Below are 15,947 nucleotides of genomic sequence, written 5' to 3'. Positions count from 1 at the left end.
CGATATAGGAAGCGGCCCGCCGATTGCGAGGGCCGCGCGGATCACGACGCGGGCTTCCCGAACAGGGCGTCGGCCGCATCGCGGTGCGCGGCGGCGGTCAGCCGGTGCTTCTCCACCCGGGCGATTTCCGCTTCGAGCAGCGAGATGCGTTCGCGCAGTTCGTCCTGCGAATAGGGGGCAAGGTCCTCCTTCGCGAGGAGGCTTGCCGCATCGCCTTTCGGCCGGGGACGGTCGTCGTCCATGGATCCAATCATCGCCCCTCGCGGCGCTTGCTGTCAATGCCCCGCCCCGCTAGGCGAACGGGCGATGCGGCAGGCTGTCGCAATCGGGCAACAGGGGGCGCGCTTGGCCGATACCATTCCGGAAACGATGACCGCGATGGGCTACGACGCGCCGGGCAAAGCCGACGTGTTTCGGGCCGAGACCGTAAAGGTACCCGTTCCGGCGCCGGGCCAGGTCCTGATCAGGGTTGCCTGGGCGGGGGTCAACCGGCCCGACGTGATCCAGCGGCAGGGCTTCTATCCGCCGCCGCCGGGTGCCTCGCCAATATGCGGTCTCGAGGTGTCGGGCACGATCGTGGCGATCGGCGACGGGGTGGAGCCGGAACTCCTCAACCAGACCGTCTGCGCGCTGACCCCGGGCGGCGGCTATGCCGAGTACTGCGTCACCGACGCGCGCCATTGCCTGCCCGTTCCGCGCGGCATGTCGCTGAAGGATGCGGGCGCGATACCCGAAACGCTGTTCACGGTGTGGCACAACGTGTTCGAGCGCGGGATGGCGTCCGAAGGCGACACGTTCCTCGTCCATGGTGGCACCAGCGGTATCGGCACGATGGCGATCCAGCTTGCCAAGGCGTTCGGTATCACGGTGATCGCCACTGCCGGCAGCGACGAGAAATGCGGGGTCATTCGCGATCTGGGCGCGGATCTCGTGATCAACTACAAGACGCAGGATTTCGTCGAGGAGGTGAAGGCCTTCACCGGCGGTCCGGGCGATGCGCGGGGTGTCGACGTCGTGCTCGACATGGTGTCGGGCGACTACGTGGCGCGCAACCTGCAGTGCCTTGCCGAAGACGGCCGGCACGTGACGATCGCGGTGCTCGGCGGGCTCAAGGCGACGATCGACATGGCACTGGTCATGCGCAAGCGGCTGACCCTCACCGGCTCGACGCTGCGACCGCGAACCGAAGACTTCAAGGCGCTGCTCGCCGAGGAGATTCACCAGGTCGCCTGGCCGCTGTTCGAAGACGGCACCGTGCGCCCGGTGATGCACTCGGCCTTTCCCTTGCGCGAAGTGGGCAAGGCGCACGCGCTGATGGAAAGCGGCGAACTCGTCGGCAAGATCGTGCTCGAGGTTGCCGGCGGCTGATCCGCGCGCATGGCTCGGCGCCGTCACGGGTCCGTCACATTGTCGCGGGCCCGACCCCCAACCGTCGCGATCGTTTCGCATGGGCGCGCTATCTGCCGCTGCAGTCTCGACGCGAAGGAGTGCATCCGATGCTGCAGGAATGGGAAAACGGGTTCGTGGGAAACAACGCCGGCCGGATTTCCGGTCTTCCGCGGCGGGAAACGTTCGCGCAAGTGCTCGTCCGCGCGTTCGGCGAGGTTCAGGCTGCGAGCGGGGAGACCGTCCTGCGCCGCGCCGCCTAGGCTTGCGGTCGCGGGCCGGATAGCCTAGATCGGGTGCAACGGCCGTCCCGCGAGGGGCGGCCTCTCGCATTTTCAGGACCCGATCTCATGGCCGACCAACCCAAGCCGCTGATGCCGCACGCGACCGCCACCTGGCTGGTCGATAACACCGCGCTGTCGTTCGAACAGATCGCGGAGTTCTGCGGCCTTCACATCCTCGAAGTGCAGGCGATGGCCGACGATCTCGCCGGTGCCAAGTACACCGGCCGGGACCCCGTGCACGCGGGCGAACTGACCAACGAGGAGATCGAGAAGGGGCAATCCGACAGCGATTACGCGCTGAAGATGCACAAGGCCCCCGTCGCGGTCAGCCGGACCAAGGGGCCGCGCTACACGCCTGTGTCGAAGCGGCAGGACAAGCCCGACGGCATCGCGTGGATCCTGCGCAACCATCCCGAAGTGTCGGACGCGCAGATCGGCAAACTGATCGGCACGACCCGCAACACGATCGCCGCGATCCGCGACCGCAGCCACTGGAACATCCAGAACATCAATCCCAAGGATCCGGTCACGCTCGGCCTGTGCTCGCAGCGCGAGCTCGACGCGACCGTCGCCAAGGCGGCGAAGAAGGCCGGGATCGAGGACGACACCGGTGCCCGCGAGACGCGGCTCGGCAACGATCGCGAAGCGCTCATCACCGAACTGCGCGCCGAGCGCGAGGCCGCCGCCAAAGCCGCGGTCGAGGCGAGCCAGGAAGCCGAAGCGGCCGCTTGGCTCGAGAACAAGCGCGCCGAAGAGGCTGCGGGCGAACAGTAACCCCGCGCGCGGCCCTTGCCATGAGGCAAGGGTTGTCGCAGTCTCGCTGACATGGATGTCAGCAACGGACCGGACCACCCATCCTCGCAGGCCTATGCGCATCCGTGCGCGTGGGACGTCGATCTCGGCGCGCCCACGCTGCCCGAATTGCTCGAAAGGGCGGCCGCGCGCACCCCGCGGGCGGCGGCGGTCGATTTCCTAGGGCGGACCTATTCCTATGCCGAGATACTGGACGAGGCGCGCCGCGTGGCGGCGGGCCTTGCCCTGCGCGGCATCGGGAAGGGCGACCGGGTCGGGCTGTTCCTGCCCAACGTGCCCATTTACCTGTCGGCCTACTACGGCGCGATGATGGCGGGCGCGACCGTGGTGAACTTCTCGCCGCTCTATTCCGCGGAGGAACTGAGCGCGCAGGTCGCCGATTCGGGCACGCGGCTGCTCGTGACGGTGAATGTCGCCAGCCTGCTGCCGACCGCATCGAAGGTGCTCGACGGGTCGCAACTCGAAACGCTGGTCGTGGGCAGCCTGGGTGCCATGCTGCCGTGGCCCAAGCGGATCGCGCTGAAGCTGTTGGGGCGCAAGTCCATCGCGGCGATCCCCGAGCGGGCGGACGTCGTGCGCTGGCGGCATATGCTGTCGAGCGAGACTGCCGCCCTGCCGCGCGTTGCGCGCGACGACCTCGCGCTGCTGCAATACACCGGCGGGACGACAGGGCGGCCCAAGGGGGCGATGCTCACCCACGCCAACCTCGCCACCAACGCGCTGCAGGTCGATGCGATCGATCCCGAGCGCGATACGCGCGACGTGATCCTCGGCGTGTTGCCGCTGTTCCACGTGTTCGCCAACACCTGCGTGCTCAACCGTACGGTCGCCAGGGGCGGGTGCATCGCGATGTTGCCGCGGTTCGATGCGAAGCAGGCGCTTAAGGCGCTGGAGCGGGTGCGGGCGACCGCTTTCCCCGGGGTTCCGACGATGTACCAGGCGCTGCTCGACCATCCGCAGTTGGCGAAGACCGACTTCTCCTCGCTCCGGGTCTGCATCTCGGGCGGCGCGCCGCTGCCCGCGCCGGTCCGCGAACGGTGGGAAGCCGAAACGAAATCGCGGCTGGTCGAAGGGTACGGCCTCACCGAGAGTTCGGGCGTCGTCTCGACCAACCCCTACGAAGGTTTGCGCAAGCCGGGCACGATCGGCCAAGTCCTGCCGCACACCCGCATCCGCCTGCTCGACAAGGAGGATGCGACCCGGCCCGCACCAGACGGGCAACCGGGCGAACTGGTCGTCGCCGGCCCGCAGGTCATGCAGGGCTACTGGAACCGCCCCGATGCCGCCGCTGACGCCTTCGCCGAGATCGACGGCACCCGCTGGCTGCGCACCGGCGACGTGGCCGAGATCGACGCCGACGGCTTCATCGCCATCGTCGACCGGATCAAGGACATGATCGCGGTCGGCGGGTTCAAGGTCTTCCCGAGCCAGGTCGAGGCGGTGCTGCTCGAACATCCGGCTGTGAAGGAAGCGCTCGTGATCGGACTGCCCGACGACTATCACGGCGAGATGCCGCGCGCCTACGTCACGCTCGCCGAAGACGCGGCGGCCACGGGCGACGATCTGGCGAAGTGGCTCAATACCCGCGTCGGCAAGCACGAACGGGTGAGCGCCGTGGTCGTCCGCGACGATCTGCCCAAGACGATGATCGGCAAGCTCGACCGCAAGGCGCTGAAGGCCGAAGTGGCTTGATCCTTGGCGACCCCAGCGTGCGCCGGGGGGACGGCTTCGATCAGTTCGCCAGCGTGAGCCGCGGTTCGCCGTCTTCGGCAACGGCGACCGGCGCACTGTTTTGCTGCGGCACGCGATGGGCGAAGCGGCCCTCGACCTCGGCGCCCTGTTCGATCGTCAGCGCGTCGTAGTTCACGTCGCCGTTGATCCGCGCGCTGCGCAGGACCACGAGTTCGCGCGCCGCAATCGATCCGGTCACCGCCCCGCCGATGCGGGCGCTTTCGGCGGTGATGCCGCCCTGGATGTGGCTGCCTTCGCCCTGCACCAGGCTGGCGCAGGCAATGTCGCCTTCCACGCGGCCGTCGATGTGGAGGTCCGCGCTCGCTTCGATATCGCCTTTGATGACGACGTCGCTGCCGATGACCGAGAAAGTCGAGCCGCTGGCGGACTGCCTAGCCATCGGCGCGCTGCTCGGGCTGAACTCGTCGAGCTTCTTTGAGAACACGGGGGGCTGCCTCCAGGAAGGGGCGCGGGTTCACCGCGCGGTCGTTGACGCGCACCTCGAAGTGGAGGTGCGGTCCGGTCGAGCGACCGGTGCTGCCGATCGCGCCGATCACATCGCCCGCGGCGACTTCCTGGCCGACGCGCGACTGGAACCGGCTCATGTGGGCGTAGCGGGTGATCATCCCGTTGCCGTGGCTGATTTCGACGACGTTGCCGTAACCGCCCTTCCGGCCGACGAAGGTGACCCGGCCGTTTGCGGCGGCATAGATCGGCGCGCCCACCGGGCCGCGGAAATCGAGGCCCGAGTGCATGGCCGATTCGCCCGTGAACGGATCGCTGCGGAAACCGTAACTCGAAGTCAGCATCTCTACCGCGGCGGGGCGATACTGCGGAATGGCGGCAAGGCTCGTGTCGAGCGCTTCCATCCGCGCGAGGCTAAGCCCGAGGCGTTCGAAGCGCGGATCGATCGATCCGTCGACCGAAGTCGCGAGACGTTTGAGCGGACCACCCATGCCGCGCGCGATCGCACCTTTGCGGGCGGTCCGGATCATGGCGTTGGGATCGAGCCCCAGCTTGCGGATCGCCGCAGCGCTTCGTTCAGCGCGGCGGTCGGCATAGCGGGTCAGTTTTTCGGCGAAGGCGAGTTGACGCGCTTCGATCCGGGCGAGCCCGGCGGCTTGCGGGAACAGTGCGCTGACCTTTTCGACGGTCGCGGCCGCCTCGCCGGTCGAATCGGTCACGGTTTCGTCGCTGCGCATGTCGGCGGGCAGTGATTCCACCATCTCCTCGAGGAACTCCTGCCGCTTGGCGAGATCGGCGGTCGTTTTGCCGAGATCGCGGCTGTAGGCGTCAAACCGTTCTTCGGACGTTGCGACCTTGGCCTCGCGCTCGAGCAGAGACATTCGGTCGGCGGCGGCGCGATACTGCAGCCAGCCCATGACCGCCATCGACACGCCCCAGGCGACGAGCGCGGCGAGCACGATGCCCGCGACGGTCATCTGGACGCGCGATGTTATCTTGATGAAACGAACCTGTCCCTGCGACCGCATGAAAAACTCGCGATCGGGAAACCAGGCGCGCAGGCGGGCAAGCGGCCCGCCGGCGGTTGCTGTCATGTGTCCGAGACCCCTACGACCCGTTTTTATCCCGGGCGCCGGCTAGCCAAAGTTAACCTGAAGGTCGAATCCACGAGCGGGGACTCGGGGCGAGTCGGACGAGTCGTGCGGTGAAACGTTCGCAATCGCGCTTTTTTTGCATTTTGTCGGGAACACGAAGTGGCAATCGGCGTTCGCGCGCCTATCGCTTTCCTTGCCTGACTTGAGGCAATTGCGCTGCTAGCGATCATGGCATGGCCGACAGCGAACGTCCCGCCGAACTGATCGCGCGTCTTGCGCAATCAGCGCGCGCGACCCTGCCGTTACTCGCAGAAATAAGCGCGGCGCACCGCTCGGCCGCGCTGCGCTCGGCAGCCGCTTCCGTGCGCGCGGACGCTGCATGCATACTAGACGCAAACGCGCTCGACTGCGCCGTCGGAGAACGGGCTGGCCTTACCCTCGCGATGCTCGACCGGCTCTGCCTCGATCCCACCCGGCTGGAAGGGATCGCCGCCGCCATCGAAGCGGTGGCCGCGCTGCCGTCGCCGCTCGGCGAAACGATCTCGCGCGGGGAACGGCCCAACGGCCTCGTGCTTGAGCGGGTGCGCATTCCCATCGGCCTCGTCGGCATCGTCTACGAAAGCCGTCCCAACGTGACCGCGGACGCCGCGGCGCTGTGCTTCGCCAGCGGCAACGCGGTGCTGCTGCGCGGCGGGAGTGAAGCGGCGGGCACCAACCGCGCAATCCACGCGGCCTTCGTGCAGGGGCTGGCAGCCGAAGGCGTGCCGCGCGCCACCGTCCAGTTCGTGCCGACGCAGGATCGCTCCGCGGTGGGGGCGATGCTGGGGGCGGCGGGCCTCATCGACATGATCGTGCCACGCGGTGGCAAGAACCTCGTCGCGCGGGTCCAGGCCGATGCGCGGGTGCCGGTGCTCGCCCATCTCGACGGTAACAACGCGACCTACGTCCACGCCGCCGCCGACCCGGCCAAGGCGACCGCCATCGCGCTCGATGCAAAGATGCGGCGGACGGGCATTTGCGGGGCGATGGAGACGCTGCTCGTGGACGCCGCCTACCCGGATGCGCCGGCGTTGCTGGCTGCACTGCTCGACGCCGGGTGCGAGCTACGCGGCGATGCGCGGGCGCAGGCGATCGACCCGCGGGTCTTGGCGGCGTCGGACGAGGACTGGGACACCGAATACCTCGACGCGGTGCTCAGCGTCGCGGTCGTCGACGGGGTCGGCGCGGCAATGGCGCATATTGCCGCGCACGGGTCGCACCATACCGATGCGATCGTGACCGAGGATGACGCCATTGCGGCGCAATTCCTCGCCCGGGTCGATTCGGCGATCGTGATGCACAATGCCTCCAGCCAGTTCGCCGACGGAGGCGAATTCGGCCTCGGCGCGGAGATCGGCATCGCGACCGGGCGCCTCCACGCGCGTGGGCCGGTGGCGCTGGAGGGGCTGACGACCTACAAGTGGATCGTGCGGGGGACGGGACAGACGCGCGGATGAGAGACGTTCGCGGTTAGGAGACGACATGCGCTACAACCGACTGGGCTCCACCGGCCTCATCGTATCCGAACTGTGCCTGGGTGCGATGACCTTCGGCACCGACCCCGGCATGTTCGCCGCCATCGCAGGCCTCGATCAGGACGCGTCGACTTCGATGGTGAAGCAGGCGCTCGATGCCGGGATCAATTTCATCGATACCGCCAACGTCTACACCCGCGGCCAGTCCGAACGTTTCGTCGGCCAGGCGCTGAAGGACCTCGGCGTTGCCCGCAGCGACGTGGTGATCGCGACCAAGGCGATGGGTTCCATGGGCGAAGGGCCCAACGACGCGGGCACCAGCCGCTATCACCTGCTGCATCAGATCGACGCCAGCCTGGAGCGGCTGGGGATCGATCACGTCGATCTCTACCAGATCCACGGTTGGGATTCGCAGACCCCGATGGACGAGGCGCTGCGCGCGCTCGACGACATCGTGCGGACCGGGCGCGCACGCTACATCGGCGTTTCGAACTGGGCGGCGTGGCAGATCATGAAGGCGCTCGGCATTTCGGAGCGGCTGGGGCTGGAGAAGTTCGCTTCGCTCCAGGCCTATTACACGATCGCCGGGCGCGACCTCGAGCGCGAAATCGTGCCGATGCTCGAAAGCGAAGGCGTGGGGCTGATGGTCTGGTCGCCGCTGGCGGGCGGATTGCTCAGCGGCAAGTACACGCGAGAGGATGACGGCTTGAGCGGCGGGGAAGGGCGCCGGGCGAAGTTCGACTTCCCGCCGGTCGAAAAGGACCGAGCATGGGACGTGATCGACGCCTTGCGCGAAATGGCAGATGCGAAGGGAAAGACGGTCGCCCAGCTTGCGCTGGCGTGGCTGCTGTACCAGCCGGCGGTCTCGACCGTCATCGTCGGGGCCAAGCGCGCCGACCAGCTGGCCGACAATATCGGCGCCTGCGACGTGGAATTCGGCGCCGAGGAACTGCAGAAACTCGGCACCTTAAGCCGCCTGCCGCGCGAATATCCCGGCTGGATGCTCGCGCGCCAGGGCGGCTATCGCAGCGTCTCGCCGCGCCGGGTTCCGGGCGAAGAGTGATTCGCACCGGGCTTCTCGGCGGCAGCTTCAACCCGGCGCACCGGGGGCACCGGCAGATCAGCCTCGCCGCCTTGCGCCTGCTCGCGCTCGACGAAGTGTGGTGGCTGGTGTCGCCGGGCAACCCGCTCAAATCTGGCAAGGACATGGCCCCGCTCGCGGTCCGGCTCGCCAGCGCGCGGGAACAGGCGCGGCGGGCACCGATCCGCGCCACTGCGATCGAGCGTGACCTGGGCACCCGCTACACCATCGACACCCTGCGCGCCCTCAAGCGGCGCTACCCCCGCCGCCGCTTCGTGTGGATCATGGGTGCCGACAACCTCGCCCAGTTCCACCGCTGGAAGGACTGGCGCGCCATCGCGCGGACGGTCCCCATCGCGGTATTCGCCCGCCCTGGGTACGAGGCGAAGGCCTTCGCAAGCCCCGCGATGGCGTGGCTTCGCCGTTATCGCGTTCCGCCCGCGGTATTGCGCCGGGGGGACTGGCGCACGCCCATGCTGGTCTGGCTCAGCTTCGATCCCGACCCGATCTCGGCCACCGAACTGCGCAAGGCCGATCCGGACTGGGTGCGCCGTTATTCCTGATTGCGAAATTCGCTGAGCTTGCGCTCCCAAGCGAGCGCGTGAGCGACGATCGTGTCGAGGTCGGCATACTTCGGCTCCCACGGCAGGGTCGCCATGATCCGCGCATTGTCCGACACCAGCGCCCCGGGATCGCCGGCACGGCGCCCCTCGATCCGGCGGTCGATCGCCATGTTGGTCACCCGGTCGACTGCGTCGAGCACTTCCATCACCGAAAATCCGCGCCCGTAACCGCAGTTCATCTGCAGCGACCGCCCCGGCTCGGCAACCAGCGCCTGCAGCGCGAGGACATGCGCGGCGGCAAGATCGGACACGTGGATATAGTCGCGCACACCGGTGCCGTCGGGCGTCTTGTAGTCGGTGCCGTAGACCGCCACGTGGGCGCGCTTGCCCAGCGCCGCCTCGACCGCGACCTTGATGAGATGCGTCGCGCCCGCCGTCGACTGCCCGCTGCGCCCGTGGGGATCGGCGCCGGCGACGTTGAAGTAGCGCAGCGCGCAATAATTCAGCGTGTGCGCCGCGGCGGTGTCGGCGAGCATCCGCTCGGTCATCAGCTTCGACCAGCCGTACGGATTGATCGGCTGTTGCGGTGTATCCTCCGACACGCGCTCGGCATCGGGCATGCCGTAGGTCGCAGCGGTGCTGGAGAAGATGAAATGCGGCACCCCGGCGGCGACCGCGGCGGCGATAAGCGCGCGGCTCTTCACGGTGTTGTTGAGGTAGTAGTCGAGCGGCTTCTCGACCGATTCGGGTACCACGATGGAGCCCGCGAAATGCATGACCGCCCGCGTGCCCTGTTCGGCGAAAATTCGCGCCAGCAGGGCTTCGTCGGCGATGTCGCCTTCGTAGAACGGGACGTCATCCGGGACTGCGAACCGGAACCCCGTGCTGAGGTTGTCGATCACCGCGACCGGATGGCCGGCATCGCGCAGCGCGAGGACGGCGTGGCTGCCGATGTAGCCCGCGCCGCCGGTGACGAGGACGGGGACCGGGTGCTTCGCGTCGTTCATGCCGTCTCGCCTCGTCGCAGGGGATCGCCGCCCTATCGCAGTGGCGGCGCGGCGGGGCAAGCAGCGCCATTGCGGCGAAGCGCCGGGCAGGCTATCTGTAAGGCATCGGCAGGCTGCCCGTGCCCGCCGGAGGATTTTTACGGATCGCGGGCAAGGGAGTACACCGGCCTCTCGTGACCACGCCCACCGTGACCACGCACAGCAATGGCGATCGGTACGGCCGGTCGTCGGCCGCCCCGCTACCCGGCTCATTCAGACCGTCTTCACCCCGCCCGGAGGACACTCCGGCGCACATGACGCGCGCCGATGCCCTCTTGCAGTCTCCGCTGCAGCCCGAATGGACAATCAAGGAGTTCGTTTCCCGCCCATGCAACAGGCGCAATCCCTGCCGGCGACCGCCGGTGCCATCCCCGGAGGTGCAGTGACCGATCCCGGAACCCCGGCCGAGCGGCTCCATGCGCTCGTCCTCGCCCAGCTCGACGACGACCAGGCGCAGGATCTCGTGACCATCCCGCTCGCGGGCAAGTCGTCCATCGCCGATCACATGGTGATCGCGTCGGGTCGTTCGACCCGGCAGGTTGCCGCGATGGCCCAGCATCTCGCCGAAAAGGTCAAGGCCGCCGGTTTCGGCAACGCGCGAATCGAAGGCCTCCCGGCCGCCGACTGGGTGCTGATCGATGCGGGCGACGTGGTCGTCCATCTCTTCCGTCCCGAAGTGCGCAGCTTCTACAACCTGGAACGCATGTGGGGCTTCGGCGACGAGAAACCGGCAGCATCGGGCACGGCCTGAGTGCTTCTGCACGTTGTCGGGCGCGGCAAGCTGGGCCGTTCGCCCGAGGCCGAGCTGGTGGCGCGCTATGAAAAGCGGCTGACCTGGCCGTTCCGGCATACCGAACTGCCCGAAACCGGCGGCAAGGTGCCGGAAGCCCTTGCGCCATGCCGCACCGTCCTCCTCGACGAGCGCGGAAAGGCTCTGTCGTCGGAGGAGTTCGCCGCGATTCTGGGGCGGTGGCGCGACGAGGGCGTGCGCGAGGCACGTTTCGTGCTGGGTGCGGCGGACGGTCATTCGGACGAGGAGCGCGCGAATGCCGACCTGCTGCTGGCAATGGGCGCGATGACCTGGCCGCACCTGCTCGCCCGCGCGATGCTCGCCGAACAGCTCTACCGCGCGACCACGATTGACGCCGGCCATCCCTATCACCGCAGCGGCTGATCAGACGCCGTAGTAGTCGCGGTACCATGCGACGAACTGCCGCACCCCGTCGCGAAAATCCGTCTTCGGCGTGTAACCGGTCAGCCGCTGGAGCAGTGCGGTGTCGGCCCACGTGGCGGGAACGTCGCCCTTCTGCATCGGCATGTAGTTGCGCTTCGCCTCGGTCCCACATTCGGCCTCGATCGCCTCCACGAAATCGAGCAGGCGGACTTTCTCGCCGTTGCCGATGTTGACCACCCGGAAGGGGGCGACCGGGCTCAGGCTGTCGCCCGGCGAGATCGCATCGCGACTGCTTGGGCGGACCGGGGCGGCATCGATCAGCAGGCGGATCCCGCGTACGAGGTCGGTCACGTAAGTGAAATCGCGGTACATCTCGCCGTCGTTGTAGATATCGATCGGCTCGCCGTTCAGAATGCCGCGGGTGAACTTGAACAACGCCATGTCCGGCCGGCCCCACGGCCCATAGACCGTAAAGAAGCGGAACATCGTCGTCGGCAGGGTCCAGAGGTGGGCGTAGCTGTGCGCCATCGCCTCGTTCGCCTTCTTCGTGGCGGCGTAGAGCGTCATCTGGGTCTCGACCCGCTCGAGCTCGTCGAAGGGCATATCCTCGTTCGCGCCATAGACGCTGCTGGTACTGGCCATGAGCAGGTGATCGACGCCGAGTTCGCGCGCGCATTCCATCACGTTGAACGTGCCGACGATGTTGGCATCGATATAGGCGCGCGGGTTCTCGAGGCTGTAGCGGACCCCCGCCTGCGCGGCGAGGTGGACGATCACGTCGGGCTTCTCGGCCATCGCAAGCGCGTGGAGCGCGTCGAAGTCCTCCAGCATCCCGACATGGGCGCTGAACCTCTCGTTCTGCGACAGCATGGCATGTCGCCGTTCCTTGATGCGGACATCGTAGTAGTCGGTCATCCCGTCGTAGCCGACGACCACGAACCCGTCGTCCAGCAATAGCTGCGACAGGTGATAGCCGATGAAGCCGGCGCTGCCGGTGACGAGGACTTTTCGCATGGATGCCTTTCGCTGGACTGCCGGCGGCGTAGGTTTTCGCGCCGCCTTAGACAATCGCGGTTACCATCGCCCTTCGATATCGCGCCAATCGCCGCTAGGGCGGTGACGTGCATCGCTTCATGCCCATTCTCGCCTTGATCGCGGCCGTCGCGGCCATCCTCGCGGTGCAGGGCGCAATGGCGCAGCGCGCGCAAGGTTACGGCGGCGATGCGGCCGAAACGCGGGCGGCGTTCGCCCGTGCGCGCGAGCAAGCGCGCGATGCCGCAAGCCGCGCCGACGCGCTGGAGGCGAGGGCGCGCTCCGCCCGGCAAGCAGCTGACAAGACCGCGAGCGAGGCCGCTGCGCTCGCGGCGCGTATCCAGCAATCGGAAGCTGGCATCACCGCCGCCGAGGCGCGCATCGCGCTCGCCGGTCAGCAGCGCGCGGCGCTCGATCGGCGGCTGGCGGTGCGCCGCGGCCCGCTCATCCGGCTGACCGCGGGCCTGCAGAAATTGGCGCGCCGCCCGCTCGCGCTGTCGATCCTGCGTCCCGGCAGCCTCACCGACACCGTCCACGTGCGCGCAATTCTCGAGACCACGCTGCCCGAGGTTCGCCGCCGCACCGCCGCGCTGCGCGGCGAGATCGCGCGGGCACGCGCCATCGAGGCCGAGGCTGGCGACGCGCTGGCCGCGCTGCGATCGGGCGAGAGCGAACTCGAGAGCCGCCGGCGTCAGCTTGCCGCGGTCGAATCGCGCCAGCGCATGGCGCTGCGTTCGGCGAGCGGCGCGGCGGCGCGCGAGGCGGAGCGCGCGCTGGCCTTGGCCGAAGAAGCACGCGATCTCGACGGGCTCGTCGGCAGCCTCGACCGGATCGGCGACTTGCGGCGCACGCTCGCCGCCCTGCCGGGGCCACGCCTCCGCCCGGCGCGCCCCGAGGACAGCGGTTTTGTTTCGGACGTCGATGCGGGTCCGCCATCATCGTCTGCGCCCGCTGGATCCGCACGACCAGCGTTCCAGCTTCCGGTCGCCGGGCGCACCATCGCCGGCTTCGGCGCGGCGGGCGAGGGCGGCGTGCGCTCGGGCGGCATCTCGCTCGCTCCCGCGGACGGCGCGCAGGTCGTCTCGCCGGGGGCGGGCCGGATCGCCTTCGCGGGACCGTTCCGGGGGTTCGACCGGATCGTCATCATCGAGCATTCGGGGGGCTTCACCAGCCTCGTCACGGGCCTCGCGCGGGTCGACGTGGCGGTGGGACAGTCGGTCGTCGCGGGTTCGCCGCTGGGGGTTGCGGGTATCGACCGTCCGGCGGTCGGGTTCGAACTGAGACGCGACGGGGCACCGGTCAATCCGGCGGAATATCTGCGGTGATCGCGGTCTGCCGCCTTACGCCTCATCTGGCATTAACTTGGCCTGCGCGATAGAAGCGGGTCGAAGGATGGGAACCCCCGCATGAATCTCCGCTCACTCGTCAAATCCGCAGCGCTCGTTAGCGCCATCGCGCTGATCCCGGCCACGACCGCCGGCATGGCGCAGGTCGACGGGCGCGCCGGCCCGGAATTCGCCAAGCTGTTCGCGGTCTACCAGCGGATCAAGGCGAGCTACGTCGAGCCGGTGGACGACGACAAGCTGATCCGCGGCGCCATCGACGGGATGCTTGCCAGCCTCGACCCGCATTCGGCCTACCTCGACGGCGGGGATCTTCAGCGCCTCGAGACGATGATCGACGGCAACTATTCGGGCCTCGGCCTGTCGGTCGTGATGGACGACGGGGCGGTCAAGGTGGTCAGCCCGTTCAAGGGCAGCCCGGCGGACAAGGTCGGAATCAAGGCCGGCGACTACATCACCCACCTCGACGGCCAGCTGATTTACGGCGGCGAGCTCGACGAAGCGGTGGCCAGGATGCGCGGACAGGCTGGCACCAGCATTCGCCTGACGATCTTTCGCACCGGCCGCGACGAGCCGTTCGACGTGACCGTGACGCGCGGCGTGATCGAGCTGGAACCGGTGACCCACGAACTGAAGGCGGGCAATATCGGTTACATCTCGGTCAACGAGTTCAGCCGCGACGTCGGTTCGGACGTGTTCACCGCTTGGAACGACCTCAAGAAGCAGGCGTCGGGGCGGCTCAATGGCCTAGTTCTCGATCTGCGCCAGAACCCGGGCGGCTCGCTCGACGAGGCGGTGGCGCTGTCCGACCTGTTCCTCGAGAAGGGCGAGATCGTCTCGCAGCGGGGCCGCGCGCGCGGCGAGTCGCTCCGGTACGAGGCCGAGAGCGTGTTCAAGGGCGACATGGCCAAGGGCGTGCCGGTGATCGTGCTGATCGATGCCGGCTCCGCCAGCGCAAGCGAGATCGTCGCCGGAGCGCTGCAGGACCAACATCGCGCGGTGATCATGGGCGAAACGAGCTTCGGCAAGGGCAGCGTGCAGACCCTGCTGCCGCTGGGCCAGACCGCCGCGCTCAAGCTGACCACGGCGCGATACTACACCCCGTCGGGCCATTCGGTGCAGGAAGGCGGCATCGATCCCGACATCCGCGTGCCGCAGCTGTCCGACCCCGATCTCGCCAAGCGTGAGAAATTCCGGATGCGCGAATCGGACCTGCGCGGTCATCTCGTCAACGAGGCGGCACTGAAGGACAAGGATCTGGAGAAGGACCGGATCGACGATCCGCGCTTCCAGCTGACCGCCGAACAGCTCAAGAAGGAAGGGGTCGAGGACTTCCAGCTCGACTACGCGCTTCGCACGCTCCGCCGGACTGCCCCGAACGCAGTGGCGCGCAAGAACTGATGCCGGGACGGGGAACCGCAAGCCGGTCCACCGCGCTCGCCCAGCGGCTGGCACTCGGCGTGCCGCTGTTGCTGCTCGGCGGCGCTTATGTCGGGCAATACGCGTTCGGCCTTTACCCGTGCGAGATGTGCTGGTGGCAGCGCTACCCGCACTTCGCGGCAATCGCGCTGGCGGCGATCTCGTTCTTCGCGCCGCCCCGCCGGCTGTGGATCGCGCTGGCTGCCCTCGCGATTCTCGTTTCGGGTGCGATCGGCGCATTCCACGCCGGGGTCGAATACGGCTGGTGGGAGGGGCTGACCGCGTGCAGCACCATTTCCAGCGGCGGCGGCGATCCGCTCGAGGCGATCATGAACGCGCCGCTGGTCCGCTGCGACGACGTGCAGTGGAGCCTGCTGGGCATATCTCTTGCGGGGTGGAATTTCCTCATTTCGGCAGTCTCGGGTATCGCCATTCTCGTGCTGATCGGGCGCCGCACATGACTTTCGCATCTTCCCGACCCGACCGCTCGCAGATGATCCGCGTCGACCAGGCGGGCGAATTCGGCGCGACCCGGATCTATGCGGGGCAACTCGCCGTCATGGGCAATCGCGGGCCGCATTCGGGCGAGATCGCCGCGATGGCCGAACAGGAACGCGGCCACCGCGAGAAGTTCGACGCGCTGATGGCGAAGCGGGGGGTACGCCCCACCGCGTTGCAGCCGTTCTGGTCTGCTGCGGGATACGCTCTCGGTGCCGCGACCGCCCTGATGGGACCGGAAGCCGCGATGGCCTGCACCGCCGCGGTCGAGGAAGAGATCGACAGGCACTATTCGGAGCAGCTGGACGAGCTGGAAGCGAGCGGCGACGACCCCGAACTTGCCGGCATGATCGCCGAATTCCGCGAGGACGAACGCGCCCACCGCGACGCGGCGCTCGCCGCCGGGGCGGAGCGCGCGCCCGGCTATCCCCTGCTCAGTTCGGCGATCCGTCTCGGCTGCAGGGTCGCGATCGGACTGTCGAAGCGCATCTAACGCCGCCGCAA

At 68.1% G+C, this 15,947-nt stretch carries 18 protein-coding genes; 13 read left to right on the top strand and 5 right to left on the bottom strand.

Translation table 11 applies throughout. The annotated features are described in order from the left end of the window. Positions 1-41: 41 nt before the first annotated feature. Positions 42-242 (bottom strand): DUF1192 domain-containing protein, encoded by a 201-nt coding sequence (locus D4766_RS07155; protein WP_120716833.1) that lies wholly within the window; start codon positions 240-242, stop codon positions 42-44. Between the two features lie 127 nt (positions 243-369). Between D4766_RS07155 and D4766_RS07150 the strand changes: the two genes are divergently transcribed. The 4 genes from D4766_RS07150 (at position 370) to D4766_RS07140 (ending at position 4,175) form a co-directional block, all read left to right on the top strand. Then, positions 370-1,368: an NAD(P)H-quinone oxidoreductase gene (locus tag D4766_RS07150; protein WP_120718116.1), complete on the top strand. Its 999-nt coding sequence runs from the start codon at positions 370-372 to the stop codon at positions 1,366-1,368. A 128-nt stretch (positions 1,369-1,496) separates the two neighbouring features. Continuing rightward, positions 1,497-1,649 (top strand): hypothetical protein, encoded by a 153-nt coding sequence (locus tag D4766_RS13790; protein WP_162935697.1) that lies wholly within the window; start codon positions 1,497-1,499, stop codon positions 1,647-1,649. A gap of 87 nt (positions 1,650-1,736) precedes the next feature. Continuing rightward, entirely contained in the window at positions 1,737-2,444 is a 708-nt protein-coding gene (locus tag D4766_RS07145; RefSeq protein WP_120716832.1) for a DUF1013 domain-containing protein, read from the top strand. A gap of 51 nt (positions 2,445-2,495) precedes the next feature. Beyond that, positions 2,496-4,175, top strand: coding sequence for a long-chain-fatty-acid--CoA ligase (locus tag D4766_RS07140; RefSeq protein ID WP_120716831.1), 1,680 nt, complete (start codon positions 2,496-2,498; stop codon positions 4,173-4,175). A 40-nt stretch (positions 4,176-4,215) separates the two neighbouring features. Here the strand turns inward: D4766_RS07140 and D4766_RS07135 are convergent, their stop codons facing one another. Further along, positions 4,216-4,614, bottom strand: coding sequence for a bactofilin family protein (locus tag D4766_RS07135; RefSeq protein WP_120716830.1), 399 nt, complete (start codon positions 4,612-4,614; stop codon positions 4,216-4,218). Next, positions 4,607-5,773, bottom strand: a complete 1,167-nt coding sequence (locus D4766_RS07130) for a M23 family metallopeptidase (RefSeq protein ID WP_120716829.1) — start codon at positions 5,771-5,773, stop codon at positions 4,607-4,609. The genes D4766_RS07135 and D4766_RS07130 overlap by 8 nt, the downstream gene beginning before the upstream one ends. A 233-nt stretch (positions 5,774-6,006) precedes the next feature. Between D4766_RS07130 and D4766_RS07125 the strand changes: the two genes are divergently transcribed. From D4766_RS07125 to D4766_RS07115, 3 genes are read left to right on the top strand one after another with little or no spacing between them, the layout of a single operon-like run. Further along, complete coding sequence (locus D4766_RS07125; protein WP_120716828.1) at positions 6,007-7,269, top strand: glutamate-5-semialdehyde dehydrogenase; 1,263 nt, start codon at positions 6,007-6,009, stop codon at positions 7,267-7,269. 25 nt (positions 7,270-7,294) lie between these two features. Next, on the top strand, positions 7,295-8,350 hold the full coding sequence (locus tag D4766_RS14030) for an aldo/keto reductase (protein ID WP_120716827.1): 1,056 nt from the start codon (positions 7,295-7,297) through the stop codon (positions 8,348-8,350). After that, the gene (locus D4766_RS07115) at positions 8,350-8,931 is read left to right on the top strand and encodes a nicotinate-nucleotide adenylyltransferase (protein ID WP_120718115.1); all 582 of its coding nucleotides are present in this window, start codon (positions 8,350-8,352) and stop codon (positions 8,929-8,931) included. Before D4766_RS14030 ends, D4766_RS07115 begins: the two co-directional genes overlap by 1 nt. Here the strand turns inward: D4766_RS07115 and galE are convergent. Next, positions 8,922-9,938 (bottom strand): UDP-glucose 4-epimerase GalE, encoded by a 1,017-nt coding sequence (gene galE / locus D4766_RS07110; protein WP_120716826.1) that lies wholly within the window; start codon positions 9,936-9,938, stop codon positions 8,922-8,924. The two genes, D4766_RS07115 and galE, sit on opposite strands and share 10 nt — an antisense overlap. Positions 9,939-10,305: 367 nt before the next feature. Here galE and rsfS point away from each other — a divergent pair, with 367 nt between their 5' ends. Both rsfS and D4766_RS07100 read left to right on the top strand, forming a co-directional pair. Continuing rightward, positions 10,306-10,728 (top strand): ribosome silencing factor, encoded by a 423-nt coding sequence (rsfS, locus tag D4766_RS07105; protein WP_120716825.1) that lies wholly within the window; start codon positions 10,306-10,308, stop codon positions 10,726-10,728. Next, complete coding sequence (locus D4766_RS07100; protein WP_120716824.1) at positions 10,729-11,151, top strand: 23S rRNA (pseudouridine(1915)-N(3))-methyltransferase RlmH; 423 nt, start codon at positions 10,729-10,731, stop codon at positions 11,149-11,151. On the opposite strand, the gene D4766_RS07095 is transcribed toward D4766_RS07100, so the two are convergent. Beyond that, positions 11,152-12,165, bottom strand: coding sequence for an NAD-dependent epimerase/dehydratase family protein (locus D4766_RS07095; protein WP_120716823.1), 1,014 nt, complete (start codon positions 12,163-12,165; stop codon positions 11,152-11,154). A 107-nt stretch (positions 12,166-12,272) separates the two neighbouring features. On the opposite strand from D4766_RS07095, the gene D4766_RS07090 reads away from it, so the two are divergent. From D4766_RS07090 to D4766_RS07075, 4 genes are all read left to right on the top strand, one after another. Then, positions 12,273-13,508 carry a murein hydrolase activator EnvC family protein gene (locus tag D4766_RS07090; protein ID WP_234024737.1) on the top strand — a complete coding sequence of 412 codons (1,236 nt, stop codon included), beginning with the start codon at positions 12,273-12,275 and terminating at the stop codon, positions 13,506-13,508. A gap of 81 nt (positions 13,509-13,589) precedes the next feature. Continuing rightward, positions 13,590-14,927 (top strand): S41 family peptidase, encoded by a 1,338-nt coding sequence (locus D4766_RS07085; protein WP_120716821.1) that lies wholly within the window; start codon positions 13,590-13,592, stop codon positions 14,925-14,927. Then, positions 14,927-15,406 carry a disulfide bond formation protein B gene (locus D4766_RS07080; RefSeq protein ID WP_120716820.1) on the top strand — a complete coding sequence of 160 codons (480 nt, stop codon included), beginning with the start codon at positions 14,927-14,929 and terminating at the stop codon, positions 15,404-15,406. The genes D4766_RS07085 and D4766_RS07080 overlap by 1 nt, the downstream gene beginning before the upstream one ends. Next, on the top strand, positions 15,403-15,936 hold the full coding sequence (locus D4766_RS07075; protein WP_120716819.1) for a demethoxyubiquinone hydroxylase family protein: 534 nt from the start codon (positions 15,403-15,405) through the stop codon (positions 15,934-15,936). Before D4766_RS07080 ends, D4766_RS07075 begins: the two co-directional genes overlap by 4 nt. The last annotated feature ends 11 nt before the right edge of the window (positions 15,937-15,947 follow it).

It is taken from the genome of Tsuneonella amylolytica (assembly GCF_003626915.1).
Lineage (GTDB): Bacteria > Pseudomonadota > Alphaproteobacteria > Sphingomonadales > Sphingomonadaceae > Tsuneonella > Tsuneonella amylolytica.
This window is presented reverse-complemented; position numbering and strand designations above follow the sequence as displayed.